Raw genomic sequence first — 17,811 nt, forward strand, 5'->3', positions numbered from 1 at the left:
ATAGGACCTAGCAACAATTGAGCCTGTTTCGCGTTCGAAACAGACACAGTCCCAGCCTGAGAGCTCCTGAAATGGCCGAGTCCCCCTTCATCCGCGTGCGCGGCGCCAAGGAACACAATCTGAAGAATGTCGACGTGGACATCCCCCGCGGCGAGCTGGTCGTGATGACCGGCCTGTCCGGCTCGGGCAAGTCCTCGCTGGCGTTCGACACGATCTATGCCGAAGGCCAGCGCCGCTATGTCGAAAGCCTGTCGGCCTATGCCCGCCAGTTCCTCGAACTGATGCAGAAGCCGGATGTGGAAAGCATTGAAGGCCTTTCGCCCGCCATTTCCATTGAACAGAAGACGACCAGCCGCAATCCGCGTTCCACCGTCGGCACCGTCACCGAAATCTACGACTATATGCGCCTGCTCTGGGCGCGCGTCGGCATTCCCTATTCTCCCGCCACCGGCCTGCCGATTGAAAGCCAGACCGTCAGCCAGATGGTCGACCGCACAATGGATTTGCCGGAAGGCACACGGCTTTACCTGCTCGCGCCCATCGTCCGTGGCCGGAAAGGGGAGTATCGCAAGGAATTCGCCGAACTCCTGAAGAATGGCTATCAGCGCGTGAAAGTGGATGGCGACTTCCACGAGCTGGAAAACCCGCCCAAGCTCGACAAGAAGTTCAAGCACGACATTGACGTCGTGGTGGACCGGATCGTCGTGCGCGACGGCATGGAACAGCGCCTGGCCGAAAGTTTCGAAACGGCGCTCGGCCTCGCCAATGGAATTGCAATCGCCGAATATGCCGATCTGGAAGAGGGCGAGAGCGAACCGAAGCGCATTACCTACAGCGCCAATTTTGCCTGTCCGGTTTCCGGCTTCACCATTCCAGAAATCGAGCCGCGCCTGTTCTCCTTCAACAATCCCTTCGGGGCCTGCCCGACCTGTGACGGTCTTGGCGAACAGCTGAAGGTCGATGTCGGTCTGGTTGTTCCGGACAAGGATCTTGACCTGCTGAACGGCGCCATCGCGCCCTGGGCCAAATCCACCTCTCCCTACCAGACCCAGACACTGCAGGCCCTGTCAGCTCATTACCGGTTCGATCTCAAGAAGCCCTGGAACAAGCTGCCTGAAGACATTCACCAGATCATCCTGTTCGGAACGGGCGAGGAAGAAGTCAACTTCGTCTATGATGACGGCATGCGCCGCTATGAGGTGAAGAAGACGTTCGAAGGCGTCATCCCGAACCTGGAGCGCCGCTATCGCGAGACCGACAGCCAATGGGTGCGCGACGAGATCGCCAAATTCCAGGCTGCCGCGCCCTGCCCGTCCTGTGGCGGCAAGCGCCTGAAGCCGGAAGCCCTGGCCGTGAAGATCAACAGCCTAGACATTTCCGACGCATCCGTCTTCTCGATCAAGCAGGCGCATGACTGGTTCGCGGGTGTGCACAAGAGCCTGACGAAACAGCAGAACGAGATTGCCGGCCGCATCCTGAAGGAAATCAATGACCGGCTCGACTTCCTCAACGATGTCGGCCTTGAATATCTCACGCTCAGCCGCGCCTCCGGCACATTGTCCGGCGGCGAAAGCCAACGCATCCGCCTGGCCAGCCAGATTGGCTCCGGCCTGACCGGCGTGCTCTACGTGCTTGATGAGCCGAGTATCGGCCTGCACCAGCGCGACAATGACCGGCTCCTTGAAACGCTCAAGCGGCTGCGAGATCTCGGAAACTCCGTGATCGTCGTCGAGCATGACGAGGACGCCATCCTGACCGCGGACCATGTGATCGACATGGGCCCGGCAGCCGGTGTGCATGGCGGCCAGATCATCGCCCAGGGCACGCCCGAAGAGGTCATGGCCGACGAGAAGAGTCTGACGGCTGACTACCTGAATGGCACAAAGGAGATCCCGATCCCGAAGCGCCGTCCGGTCGAGAAAGCCAAGCGCAAGGTGACGCTGAAGGGCGCGACCGGGAACAATCTGAAGAATGTCACCGCCACCATCCCGCTCGGCAGCTTCACCTGTATCACCGGCGTCTCCGGCGGCGGCAAGTCGACGCTCATCATCGAAACGCTCTACAAGGCGCTGGCCCGAAAGCTGAATGGCGCGTCCAGTCCGCCGCAGCCTTATGAGAGCCTGGAAGGGCTGCAGCACCTCGACAAGGTCATCGACATTGACCAGAGCCCGATCGGCCGCACACCGCGTTCGAACCCGGCCACCTATACGGGCGCCTTCGGTCCGATCCGCGACTGGTTTGCCGGTCTGCCGGAAGCCAAGGCGCGCGGCTATGCCCCCGGTCGGTTCAGCTTCAACGTGAAGGGCGGCCGCTGTGAGGCTTGCCAGGGGGATGGTGTCATCAAGATCGAGATGCACTTCCTGCCGGACGTGTATGTCACGTGCGAAACCTGCAAGGGCAAACGCTACAATCGCGAAACGCTGGAAGTCCTGTTCAAGGGCAAGTCCATCGCCGACGTGCTGGACATGACGGTCGAGGACGCCGCGAAATTCTTTTCGGCCGTGCCCGCCATCGCCTCCAAGCTGGATACGCTGAACCAGGTCGGGCTTGGCTATGTGAAGGTCGGCCAGCAGGCAACCACCCTGTCGGGCGGTGAGGCCCAGCGCGTGAAACTCGCCAAGGAACTTTCCAAGCGGGCGACCGGCAAGACGCTCTACATTCTGGATGAGCCGACGACCGGCCTCCATTTCGAGGACGTCCGCAAGCTGCTCGAAGTGCTCCACTCGCTCGTCGATACCGGCAATACGGTTGTGGTCATCGAGCATAATCTGGATGTCGTGAAGACTGCCGACTGGGTTCTGGATCTCGGCCCGGAAGGCGGCGATGGCGGCGGTGAACTGGTGGCCTCCGGCACGCCGGAAGACATTGCGGCCAGCGAGCGCAGCTGGACCGGCAAGCACCTCGCTGAAACCTTCCGCCGGCAGGATGAGCGACGCGCCGCCCGCAACAAGCGCCTGCGCGCCGCTGACACCGCCAAGGCCAAGCCGGCCGCAAAGGCCAGGCCGAAGAAAGCTGCCGCAAAGCCAAAGGCCGCCACCCCGGCCAAACCAAAGGCAAAGACGGCCGCCAAGCCGAAGGCAAAAGCCGGAACTGCAAAGGCAAAGGGCCCGGCGACGCGGAAATCCCGCACGCCGAGCCCTGCAAAATAGAGCGCTGCGCCCCTAGCCGAACGTTTCGTTCATGGCGCTTTCATCCGCCCAGCCCGGATCGGTTCTGGCTGCCAGCGCAGCCGGGCCACCAAAGACATGCATCATCCCGCCGGCCAGCATCATGTAGACCAGGCCGAACAGGATCGCCGGAATGAGGAAAGTCGGCGATGCGAAAGCGGCCATGATCTCTGCCGGGTCGTCCGCTCCGCTCTGGATGGCCGGCATCAGGGACAAGACGGCCAGGACGGCAAACACGATGTAGAGCGCAATCAGGATCGCCATCATGATCAGGCCCAGCACGAGCCAGCTGCCGATCAGCGTCCAGACCCGCCCCTTCGTGACGCGCCAGGCGCTGCCAAACCGGATCTTGCGATCGCGGATGGTCAATGCCGCAGCCGGCGAGAACCGCACACAGACCCAAATGGCGACAAGGCTGAGCGCGACGACCAGAACGAAGGTGAGCAGGGATGCAATAATCATCATCCCGTCTCCGCCCCCTATAGCGGACATGGCCCCGACCAGAGCGACCAGTACCAGCATGATCACGGCAAAGGCGATGTAGAGCGCAATCACGAGGCCGAGCCAGAACAGGCCTACCACCAACAGCCGCCCCTCATCGCCGCCAAGCTTCAGGCTGAACCCGTCGGCGCGCATGTAGCGCCGCTGGCTGGCCGCCTCGAACAGGATCCACATCAGGATGCCGAACACGAACGAGACGAGGTATCCAAGAAGTACCCGCCCCATATTCTCCAGCATGATCTGGTCCATCATGTCGGGATCTTCCATCACGATGGGATTAAACGCCGCAGCATAAATGGGAGCCATCAGGTACAGGCTCAGCCCCTGGACGATGATGGCAAACAGCGCATAGGTCAGCGCGAATTTCCAGAGGAAGCCCTTTGGCCCTCCGGTCTTCTGGAAATGCCCCACCGCATTCCCGAATGAAAATTCCAGTGCGTTCATCAGCTTGTCCTCCCGCTAACTGAATATGTCGGCCTGCAGCGCGTCATCGACGCCGCCACGGGGATCGTGCCGGGCCGCAAAGGCCGCCGGACCACCCGCCACATGCATCATCATGCCGGACAGGAAAAACCGGATCAGGAAATAGATGGCCAGCGCCACAATGACCCCGCCGCTGAAGAGCACATCGAGAAGCTCCTCTGCTGAATCCGCGTTGCCCATGCCGGAGGCCATCACGGCCGTCAGGCCAATGTCGAGAACCTGTTCGACAATGCTGATCACGATGCTGCTCACGATGAAGATGATCACATAGGCGCCAAGGATCGGCCAGAACCGGCCGCGCGACACATTCCAGGCATCCAGAAAGCGGAATTGCCGGTCCTTGATCGTCAGCGCGAAACTCGGCGCCAGACGCGTCGCGAAGAAGACATAGACCAGGAAAAAGAGCAGACCCAGTCCCAACCCGCCGAAGATCGGCCCGATCAAGCTCCGCGCAATGTCATCTTCCGATGCGCCCGATTCGATCATGCCGATCATGTCGGACACCGCACCAAACATGATGAGCCCGGGCAAAGCATAGAACAGGGCCTGCAACGCGGCCCAGCACAGGCCCACCCCCATCATGCGCAACTCGTCGCCGCCGAATCCGAGGTAAAACGGCTCATCCCGCACATAGCGGCGCTGCGAGGCCGCTTCGAACATGGCCCACAAGATCCAGCTTCCGACAATGGCGATCATGGCCCAGCCGATCAGGGGCTCCAGCGTCCCGAGCATGGCCCCGAACACGGCCCCCAGATCGTCCTCGTCGAGGCCGGATCGCTCAAGCGCCTCGAACAGGGTCATCACTTCCGCCAGATCCCCGCGGGCCAGGAACATGAGAATCAGGAAGAACGCGGTGAAGGCGCCCGCAAAGGCCGCTGAAAAGATCCATGGAAAGCTCCGCACATGGGTTGCGCGGAACGCGAACATCAAGGCACCGTCGAATGAAAACCGGCTTGGCATGCGGCGAACCCCTCCTGAAACATTACCCGGTTTTCAGGATAGGGCGATTTTTGTGACAGGCGCAATCATTCGCTGGTTTCGGTCGCCGGCTGCAGGCGGGACAGCGCCGCCACGGCCAGCCCATGCCCGGACAGCAGGAACGGCACCAGCAGGGCCATGCCCACCGCGCCGGACAGGAAGGCCCCCACAGCGCTGGTGCCCCATACATCCCTGAGTCCCCAATTGACCAGAACAGCCAGCGTGAATGGCGCCAGATGCGTGGCCAGGCCCGCCACGCCAAGCTTCAGGGCGTGCCCCTTGGTCCAGGGCCAAGTGCGAAAAACCATGGTTTCACCGGTCGCGACGGTCGCCGCACCCGCCAGCAACAGGCGCAAGGCCATGAAGACCAGCACAGCCGCACCGGCCAGACAGGCCAGGATCAGCACCGCGCCATAGGCCGTCGGCAACATGTCGATCAGCGCCGCCTGAACCTGTTCCGGCGGGGTTTCGGCGTCGAGATCGGCCCGCCCGGATGCTTTCAGCAGGATACCGGGCAGGATCAGAAGGAAGAAGCCGACAAACACGCCGACAAACAGGAAGGCGACATAGATCGCCAGATTCGCATGGGCGAGGCGAAGCCGGTCTCCCTTTCGGGTCTCCAGCATCGCCCGATAGCAGACGAGGGAGAATTCGATCCCCACCACGAAGACCACCAGCGCCGCAATGGCCGGCGCTGCATCCCCGATTGCAGAACCGGGCCCGATGGCGAAGGTGTAGATCCCGCCGGCCGTGATCAGGGCCAGCATCAGGACGAGGCTCGGCCGCGCAGCCCTTGCGGCCAGTGACCAGGCCTCGGCAACAAGGCCGGGAATGGAAAGTTCGCGAGTCATGCCCGACTCCTTACACGTCCCGTCGCGCCCTCGCCACGGGGAATGACGGCAACCGCCATCTTGACGGCGCCGCCCTGGCCCCGCACATCCCGCCCATGAGCATCAAACCCATTCATATTATCGGCGGCGGCATGGCCGGATCCGAAGCCGCCTGGCAAGCCGCAAATGCCGGCGTGCCCGTCATTCTGCATGAAATGCGGGGCGTGAAGGGCACCGACGCCCACCAGACCGACAAGCTGGCCGAACTCGTCTGTTCGAATTCCTTCCGGTCGGATGACCATGAATCCAATGCGGTGGGCGTGCTGCATGAGGAAATGCGCCGCGCGAACGGCCTGATCATCCACACCGCGCATGACCATCAGGTCCCCGCGGGCAGTGCCCTGGCCGTGGACCGGGAAGGCTTTGCCGAAGCCGTCACGGCGAAACTGGAAGCCCATCCGAACGTCACCATCGTACGCGAAGAGATCGACGGCATCCCGCCCGAAGACTGGGACAGTGTCATTGTCGCCACCGGACCGCTCACCTCGCTGAAACTGGCTGAAGCCATCCACGCCCATACCGGCGAAGACGATCTTGCCTTTTTCGACGCGATTGCCCCGATCGTCTATTTCGACTCGATCGACATGACCAAAGCCTGGCGCCAGAGCCGGTATGACAAGCCCGGACCGGGGGGCGATACCGCCGCCTATATCAACTGCCCGTTGGACGAAGACCAGTACAACGCCTTCATCGATGCGCTGATCTCCGGCGAAAAGACCGAATTCCGGGAATGGGAAAAGAACACACCCTTTTTCGAGGGCTGTCTGCCCATTGAGGTCATGGCCGAGCGGGGGCGCGAGACATTGCGGTTCGGTCCGATGAAGCCGGTCGGCCTGACCAATCCGCACCAGCCGGACATCAAGGCTCACGCCATCGTCCAGCTGCGCCAGGACAATGCACACGGCACGCTGTGGAACATGGTCGGCTTCCAGACCAAGCTGAAATACGGCGCACAGACCGACATCTTCCGAATGATCCCGGGCCTGCAAAAGGCAGAGTTCGCGCGTCTGGGTGGCATCCACCGCAATACATTCCTGAATTCGCCGAAGCTGCTGGATGAGCAGCTTCGCATGAAGTCGCTTCCGCGCCTGCGCTTCGCCGGTCAGGTCACTGGCGTGGAAGGCTATGTCGAAAGTGCCGGCATGGGTTTGCTGGCCGGGCGGTTCGCGGCCGCCGAGCGTCTTGGCCGGCCATTGACGCCTCCGCCCGAGACGACCGCGCTCGGCTCCCTGATCCGCCACATCACCGGCGGGCATCTTGAAGGCAAGGCAACCTTCCAGCCGATGAATGTCAATTTCGGCCTGTTCCCGGACATCACCGACTTCCCGAAACACGGACCGGATGGCAAACGCCTGCGCGGCAAGGACAAGGGCCGCGCGAAGAAACGCGCCCAGGCCGCTCGTGCTTTGAACGATTTCGATGCCTGGCTCGCCGCCACACACCCGGTTCCGGCGGAATAGTCATGCGCCTCGCCGTCACCGAACCCGGCGTGCCCGAAATCTTTCATTCGCTGCAGGGCGAGGGCGTATCGTGCGGCAAGCCCAGCGTGTTTGTCCGGCTGTCCCAGTGCAACCTCCACTGCATCTGGTGCGACACGGCCTATACCTGGAATTTTCAGGGAACGGAGTTTCCGCATCGCGATGACGCACCGGACGCCCCCCGCAAGTTCGACCGCGCACTGGAAACCATCGACCTGACCGTTGAGGCCCTTGCAGACCGTCTGGTCAGCCAGCCCTGCCGCCGCATCATCTTCACTGGCGGCGAACCTCTGCTGCAGCAAAGGGAGTTGGGCGACCTCGTCCAGCGCCTGAAATTTGCTGACCCGGGCTTTCACATCGAGATCGAGACCAATGGCACGATCAAACCGCTCGGCCTGGCAGCGGATCTGATCGACCAGTTCAACGTTTCACCGAAACTCGCCCATTCCGGCAATGCCACAGCGCTGCGGCTGAAGCCCGATGCGCTCCGCTTCTATGCTGCCGATCCGCGCGCCAATCTCAAGATTGTCGTCGCCGACCCTGCCGATCTCGCCGAAGTCGAGGCACTCGTGTCCGATTGCGGGATGCCGGCCTCACGCGTCTGGCTCATGCCGGAAGGCCGCAGCCCGCAGGAACTGCACGCGCGCGAACCCTGGCTCGCCGAGGCCTGCCTGAAGGCCGGCTACAATTTCACCGACCGGCTTCACATTCACCTGTATGGAGACACCCGCGGGACCTAGGCGCTATTTCGCCAGCATCCAGATGGCCATGGCGATCATCATCAGGTTTTCCGTCAGTGACACAAAGCCCAGCGGCACGTTGCTGTTTCCGCCGACACAGGCGCATTTCAGATCCCGCTTCTCAATGTAAACGGCCCGGAACACAGATACAGCGCCGACCACCCCGATGAACAGCGCCACCGGTGCCGCAATCAGCGTGAGGGCACCGGCAATCATCAGAACGCCTGCAAACAGTTCTGCAAACGGATAGATATAGGCGTATCGCACCCATTTGCGGGCAAGCAGGTCATATCCGAGAAACGAATTCGAAAAGCTCTCAAGGTCCCGCATTTTCTGGATCGCCAGAACACACATGCTGATCGCGATGAACCATTCCAGCGCTCGCACAGTAATCAGTGTTCCAGATGCCGCCCAGCTCGTTGCCAGCGCCATCAGGGCGGCAGACGCGAAAATGGCGATTACGGGCGTGTAGGTCTTGGCGTCCGGATCCTTGGCCGCCTGACCGACAAACGCCTTCAGATCATCATATCCGCCGATCCTTTTGCCATCGATGAAGGTCTGGGGCGTCGTCTTGACGTCATGCGCCTGCTTGAACGCGTCCGTCTCTTCCCGGCTGGTCAGCAAATGATCCTCGACATCATACCCCTTGCGGTTCAGCAAGGCGCGGCTCTTCAGACCAAACGGACAGACATGGGTATCTGTTTTCATGCGATACAGCGTGGCAACAGGTTTCGATGACATGGCCGGTCTCCTCTCAGGACGGATCGGATGAGACTCACATTCCAATCCTGTATGAAGAGGGTAACGGGTCAACCCGCCCGGCGTTTCATGCCCGTCACACTTTCCCGCTTCTTATCGCCTGCAGCACGCTCAGCCGTTTCTGGACGGCATTCGGTGTCTTGCCCTCGATATACAGCTTGCGAAGGCGAAAATGGGCGATGGCGGGCCGGATCGGCTTCGGCGCCGGCGGCAGGATCGGGCCATAGGCTTTCGAGTCCGATCGGCGGGCCGCCGCGAAATAGGGCGCGACCTCGCGGATTTCCTCGGCCCAGTCATGGATCGGGGCCAGCACATGCGCCGCCGTCAGAGCGAGCCACCCCTCCGGCTCCAGAGACCGGTCCTGGGCTTCGAACGCGGCCTGATAGCCATCGATCAGCTTGTGTAGTGCGCCGGTCTTGAGCCGACCTGCCCCGACTACGTCCTTCAGCGCCCGGGCGACGTCATGCTCGCGTACCTTGCCCGCCTCGATCTCGGAAACGGCATCCCGCCACCACTGGAACCGGATCAGGCCGAGGCCTTCCTCGCTGACGACCAGACGCACCCGCGCCAGTTCATAGGCCAGCGCATACAGGGCGGTCAGGGCCTGCCGCTCCGCCGGGCTGGCATAGCGGCTGGAAATCCAGCGATCCTCGTCCGCCCGCAGGATCCGCTTGTCGATCGCGGCCCATTGAGATTTGGAAAGAGGGCTGGTCTGGTTTGACATGAAACCCATATGTGGGAAGACGCGTAATTAGGCCAGATACTTTGCTGCAAGAAAGGACGCCCAAAATGGCATTTTCCCTCCCTGATCTCCCTTATGGACGCGACGCCCTGGCGCCGCACATCTCCGAGGAGACCTTGAACTTTCACCACGGCAAGCACCACGCCGCCTATGTCAACAACCTCAACGGCCTCATCGAAGGCACAGACCTCGAGAACGAGTCGCTGGAATCCATCATCAAGACCGCCGCTGCCGACAGCGGCAAGGCCGGCCTCTTCAACAATGCCGCCCAGGTCTGGAACCACACCTTCTACTGGCACTGCATGAAGCCGGGCGGCGGCGGCAAGCCGCATGGCAAGGTGGCTGAGCTGATCGACCGAGACCTCGGCGGCTACGACCAGTTCGTGAAGGATTTCAAGGCAGCTGGCGGCGGCCAGTTCGGCTCCGGCTGGGCCTGGCTGGTCTACAAGGATGGCAAACTGTCCATCACCAAGACGCCGAACGCTGAAACCCCGGTGACCGATATGGGCGCCACCCCGGTCCTGACCATGGACGTCTGGGAACACGCCTACTATCTCGACTATCAGAACAGCCGTCCGAACTATATGGACGCTTTCATCGAAAACCTCATCAATTGGGATTTCGTGAACCAGAATCTCGCTGACGCGGGCGCCTGATTCGGGCTATGGTCCCCTCGCCATATGGACGAGGGGACCGCCCATGTATTGCACCAATTGCGGCCAGGCGCTGGGAGACGGACACCGTTTCTGCGCCCATTGCGGCACCGCCGCACCACAAATGCCCGTCGGCGACACGCCGCCATCCATTCCGCCTCAGACCATTGATCCCGCCGTCGACTGGCGCAATTCGATGAATGTGGGGGAAATCCTCAATCACCCCGATGTGCGCGCCCGGATTGTCCGGGTGACCGGCGCCACGCCGCAAGGGATGACCGCCGAACAATTCTTCAAATATGCCGAGCCCCTCATGGCCGCGGCCGGGGCCGGCGGCATTCCGCTGGCCGCCATCAAGGATATCGCCCTGCCGCTCTATTCCAGGCTGGGCCTGAAGATGGACCGCGAACTGTCGCAGGGCTTTCGCAACACGTTCGGCGAGACGCTGGCCGCCGTACTCTGTTCTCTCGCCAGCCGCAGCCAGCCCCTCGTCGATATCTCCGAAGCCGGGGACGGATGCATCCTGAATTCCCGGATGGCATCTTCGATATGGTCCTGGGAAGGCAACATGATCATCACGCTGGAGCGCCGCCCTGAAGGCACGATGATGAAGGCGACGATCACCGTTCCGGGGCAATCCTTCGACTGGGGCCGGTCGAAACGCGTGTTGCAGGACCTGATCGAGGATGTGAAACGCTATCGCGATTGACCCGGCCACGGGACGGGCTGGGCACGCCCCCTTCCATTTATCCACAATTTCGCTTATGTGCAGCGCAACACGACGCTCCGGGCAATGGATTCGCCCGGCCTGCCGAACGCGCACTGAGGCGCCGGACGCAGGAAATGCAGCCATCATGGCTGCCGGGTTAGATCAGAAACCATTCCGGGAACGACTACATTGACCGAAGTTACCTTTGCCGATCTGGGCCTCGGCCCGAACATTCTCAAGGCCGTCACCGAAGCCGGCTACACTCACCCCACCCCGATCCAGGCTGAAGCCATTCCGCATGTCATCGCAGGCGGTGATGTGACAGGTGTGGCGCAAACCGGCACCGGCAAGACGGCTGCCTTCGTGCTACCCATGATCCATCGCCTGGCCCGGGGCCGGGCCCGCGCACGCATGCCGCGCTGCCTGATCCTGTGCCCGACGCGCGAACTGGCCGCCCAGGTCGCCGAGCAGTTCGAGAAATACGGACAGTATCTCAAGCTCACCATGGCGCTGCTGATCGGTGGCGTCAGCTTCAAGGAACAGGAAGCCCTGCTGCAGCGCGGCGTCGACGTGCTGATCGCCACGCCGGGCCGCCTGATCGACCAGTTTGAACGCGGCAAGCTGCTTCTGATGGGCGTCGACTATCTCATCATCGACGAAGCCGACCGCATGCTGGACATGGGCTTCATCCCTGACATCGAGAAGATCTGCGGCCTGCTGCCGCCGCGCCGCCAGACCCTGCTGTTCTCGGCCACCATGCCGCCGGAAATTGCCAATCTGGCCAAGAAGTTCCAGAAGGCTCCGAAGAAGATCGAAGTGTCGCGCCCCGCGCAGACCGCCGAAACGATCAAGCAGTTCGTGGTCAAACTTCCCAATGACGGAGCCAAGGCCAAGCGGACCGCCCTGCGCCGCGTCATCGAATCCTGTGACGTCAACAATGGCATCGTCTTCTGCAACCGGAAGGTCGAAGTGGACATTGTCGCGGCCTCCCTGTCGAAACACGGGCATGACGCCGCCGCGATCCATGGTGACCTGCCGCAGGCGGTGCGCAGCGAAGTCCTGCAGAAATTCCGTGACGGCGACCTGAAACTCCTCGTCGGCTCGGACGTCGCAGCCCGCGGGCTGGACATTCCGGACGTGTCCCACGTCTTCAACTATGCCCCGCCGCCAAAGGACGAGGACTATGTCCACCGCATCGGCCGCACAGGGCGCGCCGGTCGCAAGGGCGAGGCCTACACCCTGGTCTCTCCGGACGACGAAAAGTCCTGGGGCTTTGTCCTCAAGATGATCCAGCAGGATGTCGAGGAATTCATGCCTGACGGCCTGCTCGAGGAGATCGAGAGCCTGCCGCCGGAAGAAAGCCGCGGTCGTGGCCGCGGACGCCGGGGCAGCCGGGACGACAAGCCCCGTGGCGGCCGCTCGCGCAGCCGACGCCGGGACGAGAACACCGACCGCGCAGACGAGGCGGCTCCGGCTCCCGCTGAAGAGACCGCCAAGGCGGACCCGAAACCGGACCGCAAGTCCGAAGACCGTTCGGAAGACAAGCCGAAGCGGGAGCGCGCCGCCAAGCCGAAGCGCGAACGCAAACGCAAGGATGACGACCTCGTGCTCGATCCGGCCCCGGAAAAGGTCAAAGGCTTCGGCGATGACATTCCAGCCTTCCTGAAACGCTGATCGGGATCGCTGCAAAAGAAAAAGCCCGCCGGCATTGCTGGCGGGCTTTTCTGTTTCCGGGACGGGCACCTAGCGCTTGATGCGCCCTTTCACCTGACCGCGGAACTTGTCCCCATAGGGGGGCCGCATCATGGCCAGCATCTCGCTGCCGGTCTGTGTGTATACGGCCTTCTTGTGGCTGAACTCCATGAAGCCGTCCCGGCCATGATAGCTGCCCATGCCCGACGGGCCGACCCCGCCAAAGGGCAGGTCTTCCTGCGCCACATGGAAGATCACGTCATTCACCGTCACCCCGCCCGATGTGGTATTGTTCAGCACGAATTCCTTCTCCGAAGCATCCTCGCCGAAATAGTAGAGCCCCAGCGGACGGTCATGCGCGTTGATATAATTCACCGCATCGCGTGTCTCGCCATAGGACTTGATCGGCAGGATCGGGCCGAAAATCTCGTCCTGCATCACTTTCAGATCGTCGTCCGGATTGACGATGATGTGCGGCGGGATCTTGCGGTGCGGCTGTTGCGAGAAATTCTCCCCAGCCGGATTGATCTCCACGACTTCCGCACCCTTGTCCCGGGCTTCCTCGATATAGGACATGATCCGGTCATAATGGCGCTGGTTCACGACAGACGTGTAGTCGTCATTGTCCTTCATGCCGGTCGGGAACATCGTCTCCACGGCCTTGGTCGCCGCCCCGACAAATTCCTGAGTCTTCTCCTGAGGCACGAAGGCATAGTCCGGCGCCAGGCAGATCTGCCCGGCATTCAGCGTCTTGCCCGCCATGATCCGGCTGGCAGCCTTCTGCATGTCGGCTGACCGGCCGAGCACGACTGGGCTCTTTCCGCCGAGTTCCAGTGTCAGCGGCACGAGATTGTCCGCTGCCGCGCGCATCACATGATGCGCAATCGACGTCGCGCCGGTGAAGATCATGTGATCGAAGGCCAGTTTGGAGAACTCCGCCCCCACATCCGGCCCGCCGGTCACCACAGCCACTTCCTCTTCATCATAGTACTGAGCGAGCAGCGACTTCATCAGTTCCGAGGTTGCCTCGGTAAACTCCGATGGCTTGATCATGGCGCGATTGCCGGCAGCAAACACGCCGGCAAGGGGCGCGAAGGTCAGGTTGACCGGAAAGTTCCACGGGCTGATCACGCCCACCACGCCCTTGGGCTGGTACTGGATCTGCGCCCGCGACCCCAGCAAGCCGAGCGGGAACTCAACCTTGCGCTTCTCCGGGCGCATCCATTTGGCGACATGCTTCTTGGAAAACTTCAGCGCGCCGATGGACCCGGCAATGTCGGTCAGGTTCGACTGATCGACCGAACGATGCCCGAAATCCTCCCGCATTGCCTCGGCCAGCGCATCGCCATGCGTGACCAAGAGATCGATCGACTTGTCGATCCACTCGATCCGTTTGGCGGCTGACGGGATCCCGTCCCGAATGTGCGCGGCTTTCTGGCGGCTCAAAATCGAACTCATGCCGGTTCCGGCAACACTATCTAGGGCCATGTGACTGTTCCTCCGGGTCGTTTCCTCATGCCGAATGTAACGCGCAATGAGCGCTGAACAAAATAAAAAACATTTCCGTTGGGTCAGGCGTTCACGCCGGTCGAGCAAGGCCATAAGGTGCGACAAAACATATCTCGGGAGCGGAATGCATGGCCTACACAAAGATATCCTACGAGTTGAAGGGCGATATCGCGATCATCGCCTTCAATGACCCGTCCACGCTGAATGCCTGCGGGGTCGATACCGCACAGGAGCTTCTGCACGCGTTTGAAGTTGCCGCGGACGAGGCCCGTTGCACCATCCTGACCGGTGAGGGCCGGGGGTTTTGTTCCGGGGCGAATCTCGGCCCGGGCCAATTGAATGTGAAACTCAGCCATGAAGGCTCCAAGCCGGATGCCGGCCGCGCCCTCACCACACACTACAATCCGCTCATGCAGGCGATCCGGGAACATCCGCATCCCGTGATCACCGCCGTCAACGGCCCGGCTGCCGGCGTCGGATGTTCGCTTGCCCTTGTTGGCGACATTATTGTTTGTGCAAAGAGTGCATATTTCCTTCAGGCATTCCGCCGCATCGGCCTCGTTCCCGATGGTGGCTCAACCTGGTTGCTCGCCCGCACCATCGGCCGTCCGCGCGCCATGGAGATGGCACTGTTCGGCGAGAAAGTGCCCGCCGAAAAGGCGCTGGAATGGGGCATGGTCAACCGCGTGGTGGAAGATGATGCGCTGATGTCCACCGCGATGGAAATGGCGGAAACGCTGGCCACCGGGCCGACTGTGGCCCTGTCCCTGGCCCGCGATCTCATGTGGAAAGCCTGCGAATCCGATTTCGATGAAGCGATCTATGACGAGCGCATCGCCCAGCGCACTGCGGGGCGTACGGATGATTTCAAGGAAGGCGTCAGTGCCTTCCTGCAAAAGCGCAAGGCGGACTTCAAGGGGAAATAGAAAAATTCCCACCAGAGGGCGTTTTTCATTCTCTTAACAATTGAGAAACGGCTTTGTCATATCTCTGTCCTAACGGATGGGGACAATTCAATGACGCAGGAATACCGATTGATTCATTTCAATTGTGCCCGTCCGACGGGTGCATTCAACATGGAAAATGAATTCGTTCGTGTATTCATGGCCATTCTGCCCCGCATTTTCAGCGACGCCGACTCCTATGAAGGCCTTCATTGGCATACCCATGGCGTCCGCCGCCCATGCGGCGCCTGGTACGGAATGGAAGCTGCCTTCCCGTATCCGGCCGACATATCCGCCCCGGATGTCTGCACCATGGCCGGCTGGAAATCGGTCGAGGCGTTGCGCGACTTCACCTATAATGGCCGCACCCACCCGCCCGGCATGCGGCGCCTGTCGAGCCAGCTCGACCGCAGTGCAGGAGCGGGCTTTGTTCTCTGGTGGGCCAAGCGGGGCGAACGGTTCACCCTGCAGGATGGCTGGGACCGCCTTCAATCGCTGCGGCAGAACGGCCCGACCGACCATGCCTTCTCGCTCGACAATCTGATCGCAAAGCCGGTGGCTGCCTGATGCAGACCCGCCGCGTTCTTCTGGGCGCACTCGCCGCCAGCCTGCTGGCCGCCTGCGCCTCGTCGCCAGCGCCAGACGCCCAGACCATCTACCTCGTCCGCCATGCCGAAAAGGCGTCCGGAGACGACCCCCAACTCACGCTGGTCGGCCGCGCCCGCGCGGAAATCCTGGCCGCCGAACTCGCCGATGCAGACCTTGCGGCCATCTATTCCACGAATACGCGCCGCACGATGGAAACCGCCGCCCCAACGGCGCGGGCCACCGGCCTGACCGTGCTGCCCTATGACGGCAACAATCTTGAAACCTTCGCCAACATGTTGCGCGCCACGCCCGGCAACATCCTCGTGGTCGGCCACTCGAACACGACCCCCGCGCTTGTGAAAGCGCTTGGCGGCAAGCCCGGCACGCCGATCGTTGAAGCGACCGAATATGACCGGCTCTACGTGCTGACCGCCAATGGCCGCCGTTACCGCACGGAGCTGCGCCGCTACGGCAATTGACCGGTCAGGCCGCCGGCAGGCCCAGCCGGTAGACCCCCTTGAACGTGTCCGGATCGTCGACCGGCTTGCCCTTGCGATAGATCAGAACAATGCCCGCCTTGTGCAGGCGCACGGCTTCAGCGCGGACATCCTTCAGCACACGCTGGAAGTTCTTTTCGCTGACGGCCTTCGCCGCAATCTCCGGCGCAACCGTCTTGCCGGCGCCACAGGCCGCTGTCACGTCCAGAATCGCTTCACGGACCGGGTTGGAATGCTCGTCACTCACCAGTCCACCGCCGCATAGACAAGCTGTTGAAGCTGCGGCCGGATCGGATAAGTGCCCGACGGGATCATCTGCGTGGCCTGAATGGCGATCATTTCCTCCACCGGATCGATCCAGAAAAAGGTGGATGCCAGGCCACCCCAGCTGAAATTGCCCTGGCTGGAGGGCTGCATGCTCGCCACCGGGTCGACCAGGACCGATCCGCCCAGACCGAACCCGTTGCCCTCCATCCGTGCTTCGGAAAACGTCTTGTCGCCCATCGCCTTGATGGTCTGGCCATCGGGCAGATGGTTCTGGCGCATGAACTCCCAGGTCTTGGGGCTGATGATGCGTTCGCCATCCAGCGTACCGCCGCGCATCAGCATCAGGCAGAATCGGTGATAGTCCCGCACGGTCGAGGCCAGGCCGCCGCCGGCATTGAGCAGTTTCGGGCGCTGGCTGTAGAGCTTCGACTCCTTGCCGGCCGCATCCGACAGGGTGATCTCTCCGGTGATCGGATGCTTGTTGTAACAGGCCATCAACCGGTCAATCTTGTCTTCCGGCACCCAGAAGTCGGTATCATTCATGCCGAGCGGCCCAAAAATCCGCTCCCGGAAGAAGTCGTCGAGCGGCTGACCGGAGACGATCTCGACAATCGCCCCCAGCACATCGATGGAATGGCCATAGCCCCAACGCGTGCCGGGCGAGAAGGCGAGCGGCAATCCGGCGATGCGTTTGCTCATCTCCAGAAGGGTCTCGGTCGGCGCGCCGATCTTTTCCTTGCGATAGATCGCGTCCGGCTCGTCCTGCATCAGGAAGCCATAGGTGATGCCGGATGTGTGCGTGAACAGGTCCAGCAAGGTCATCGCCCGGTCCGGTGCGCGCGTCGTGTAGTCTTCGCGATTGCCGCTTTCGAACACCTGCACATCCGCAAATTCCGGAATGTAGCGCGCCACCTCATGATCCAGCCGCAGCTTGCCTTCCTCGAACAGCATCATCGCCGCCAGGGACGTGACCGGCTTGGTCATGGAATAGATGCGGAAAATCGTGTGCGGACCAATAGGCTCGCCTTCGCCGATATGCGTGGTGCCGGAATAATCCTCCAGCGCCACTTCGCCGCCGCGCGAAACCAATGTCGCCATACAGGGCAGCTTCCCGGTATCGAGATAGTTGCGCTGGAAATAGGCCGGGATGGCCTCCAGCCGCTCGGCGTTCAGGCCGACCTCATGCGGGTCTGTCAGATCGTGTTCGAACATGG

General features: G+C 61.8%; 17 protein-coding genes. 9 read left to right on the top strand and 8 right to left on the bottom strand.

What is annotated here, in order from left to right; genetic code table 11:
• Positions 1–71 precede the first annotated feature (71 nt).
• On the top strand, positions 72–3,149 hold the full coding sequence (uvrA, locus tag HF955_RS01155; protein WP_291077191.1) for an excinuclease ABC subunit UvrA: 3,078 nt from the start codon (positions 72–74) through the stop codon (positions 3,147–3,149).
• A 12-nt stretch (positions 3,150–3,161) separates the two neighbouring features.
• Here uvrA and HF955_RS01160 read toward each other — a convergent pair whose 3' ends face one another.
• The 3 genes from HF955_RS01160 to HF955_RS01170 form a co-directional block, all read right to left on the bottom strand.
• Positions 3,162–4,112 (bottom strand): hypothetical protein, encoded by a 951-nt coding sequence (locus HF955_RS01160; protein ID WP_291077192.1) that lies wholly within the window; start codon positions 4,110–4,112, stop codon positions 3,162–3,164.
• Between the two features lie 15 nt (positions 4,113–4,127).
• Complete coding sequence (locus tag HF955_RS01165; protein ID WP_291077193.1) at positions 4,128–5,111, bottom strand: hypothetical protein; 984 nt, start codon at positions 5,109–5,111, stop codon at positions 4,128–4,130.
• A gap of 65 nt (positions 5,112–5,176) precedes the next feature.
• Positions 5,177–5,980 (bottom strand): hypothetical protein, encoded by an 804-nt coding sequence (locus HF955_RS01170; RefSeq protein ID WP_291077194.1) that lies wholly within the window; start codon positions 5,978–5,980, stop codon positions 5,177–5,179.
• A gap of 95 nt (positions 5,981–6,075) precedes the next feature.
• On the opposite strand from HF955_RS01170, the gene trmFO reads away from it, so the two are divergent.
• Together trmFO and HF955_RS01180 are read left to right on the top strand one after the other, a co-directional pair.
• Positions 6,076–7,479 (top strand): methylenetetrahydrofolate--tRNA-(uracil(54)-C(5))-methyltransferase (FADH(2)-oxidizing) TrmFO, encoded by a 1,404-nt coding sequence (trmFO, locus tag HF955_RS01175; protein WP_291077195.1) that lies wholly within the window; start codon positions 6,076–6,078, stop codon positions 7,477–7,479.
• Positions 7,480–7,481: 2 nt separating this feature from the next.
• Entirely contained in the window at positions 7,482–8,237 is a 756-nt protein-coding gene (locus tag HF955_RS01180) for a 7-carboxy-7-deazaguanine synthase QueE (protein ID WP_291077196.1), read from the top strand.
• Between the two features lie 3 nt (positions 8,238–8,240).
• On the opposite strand, the gene HF955_RS01185 is transcribed toward HF955_RS01180, so the two are convergent.
• Together HF955_RS01185 and HF955_RS01190 are read right to left on the bottom strand one after the other, a co-directional pair.
• Positions 8,241–8,978 (bottom strand): glutaredoxin family protein, encoded by a 738-nt coding sequence (locus tag HF955_RS01185; protein WP_291077197.1) that lies wholly within the window; start codon positions 8,976–8,978, stop codon positions 8,241–8,243.
• A 94-nt stretch (positions 8,979–9,072) separates the two neighbouring features.
• Entirely contained in the window at positions 9,073–9,720 is a 648-nt protein-coding gene (locus tag HF955_RS01190) for a squalene/phytoene synthase family protein (protein ID WP_291077198.1), read from the bottom strand.
• A gap of 65 nt (positions 9,721–9,785) precedes the next feature.
• On the opposite strand from HF955_RS01190, the gene HF955_RS01195 reads away from it, so the two are divergent.
• The 3 genes from HF955_RS01195 (at position 9,786) to HF955_RS01205 (ending at position 12,774) form a co-directional block, all read left to right on the top strand.
• Positions 9,786–10,394: a superoxide dismutase gene (locus HF955_RS01195; RefSeq protein ID WP_291077199.1), complete on the top strand. Its 609-nt coding sequence runs from the start codon at positions 9,786–9,788 to the stop codon at positions 10,392–10,394.
• 43 nt (positions 10,395–10,437) lie between these two features.
• Positions 10,438–11,100 (top strand): zinc ribbon domain-containing protein, encoded by a 663-nt coding sequence (locus tag HF955_RS01200; protein WP_291077200.1) that lies wholly within the window; start codon positions 10,438–10,440, stop codon positions 11,098–11,100.
• A 189-nt stretch (positions 11,101–11,289) separates the two neighbouring features.
• Entirely contained in the window at positions 11,290–12,774 is a 1,485-nt protein-coding gene (locus HF955_RS01205) for a DEAD/DEAH box helicase (protein WP_291077201.1), read from the top strand.
• Between the two features lie 69 nt (positions 12,775–12,843).
• Here the strand turns inward: HF955_RS01205 and HF955_RS01210 are convergent, their stop codons facing one another.
• Positions 12,844–14,280 (bottom strand): coniferyl aldehyde dehydrogenase, encoded by a 1,437-nt coding sequence (locus HF955_RS01210; RefSeq protein WP_291077202.1) that lies wholly within the window; start codon positions 14,278–14,280, stop codon positions 12,844–12,846.
• Between the two features lie 149 nt (positions 14,281–14,429).
• On the opposite strand from HF955_RS01210, the gene HF955_RS01215 reads away from it, so the two are divergent.
• The 3 genes from HF955_RS01215 to HF955_RS01225 all read left to right on the top strand — a co-directional run bounded on the left by HF955_RS01215 (position 14,430) and on the right by HF955_RS01225 (position 16,312).
• Complete coding sequence (locus tag HF955_RS01215; protein WP_291077203.1) at positions 14,430–15,227, top strand: enoyl-CoA hydratase/isomerase; 798 nt, start codon at positions 14,430–14,432, stop codon at positions 15,225–15,227.
• Positions 15,228–15,377: 150 nt separating this feature from the next.
• Complete coding sequence (locus HF955_RS01220) at positions 15,378–15,812, top strand: DUF3291 domain-containing protein (RefSeq protein WP_291077205.1); 435 nt, start codon at positions 15,378–15,380, stop codon at positions 15,810–15,812.
• Positions 15,812–16,312, top strand: coding sequence for a phosphoglycerate mutase family protein (locus HF955_RS01225; protein ID WP_291077207.1), 501 nt, complete (start codon positions 15,812–15,814; stop codon positions 16,310–16,312). The genes HF955_RS01220 and HF955_RS01225 overlap by 1 nt, the downstream gene beginning before the upstream one ends.
• A 4-nt stretch (positions 16,313–16,316) precedes the next feature.
• Here the strand turns inward: HF955_RS01225 and HF955_RS01230 are convergent, their stop codons facing one another.
• Both HF955_RS01230 and HF955_RS01235 read right to left on the bottom strand, forming a co-directional pair.
• Positions 16,317–16,577, bottom strand: coding sequence for a DUF3253 domain-containing protein (locus tag HF955_RS01230; protein WP_291077209.1), 261 nt, complete (start codon positions 16,575–16,577; stop codon positions 16,317–16,319).
• Entirely contained in the window at positions 16,574–17,809 is a 1,236-nt protein-coding gene (locus HF955_RS01235) for a serine hydrolase (protein WP_291077211.1), read from the bottom strand. The genes HF955_RS01230 and HF955_RS01235 overlap by 4 nt, the downstream gene beginning before the upstream one ends.
• Positions 17,810–17,811 lie beyond the last annotated feature (2 nt).

It is taken from the genome of Hyphomonas sp. (assembly GCF_017792385.1).
Taxonomy (GTDB): domain Bacteria; phylum Pseudomonadota; class Alphaproteobacteria; order Caulobacterales; family Hyphomonadaceae; genus Hyphomonas.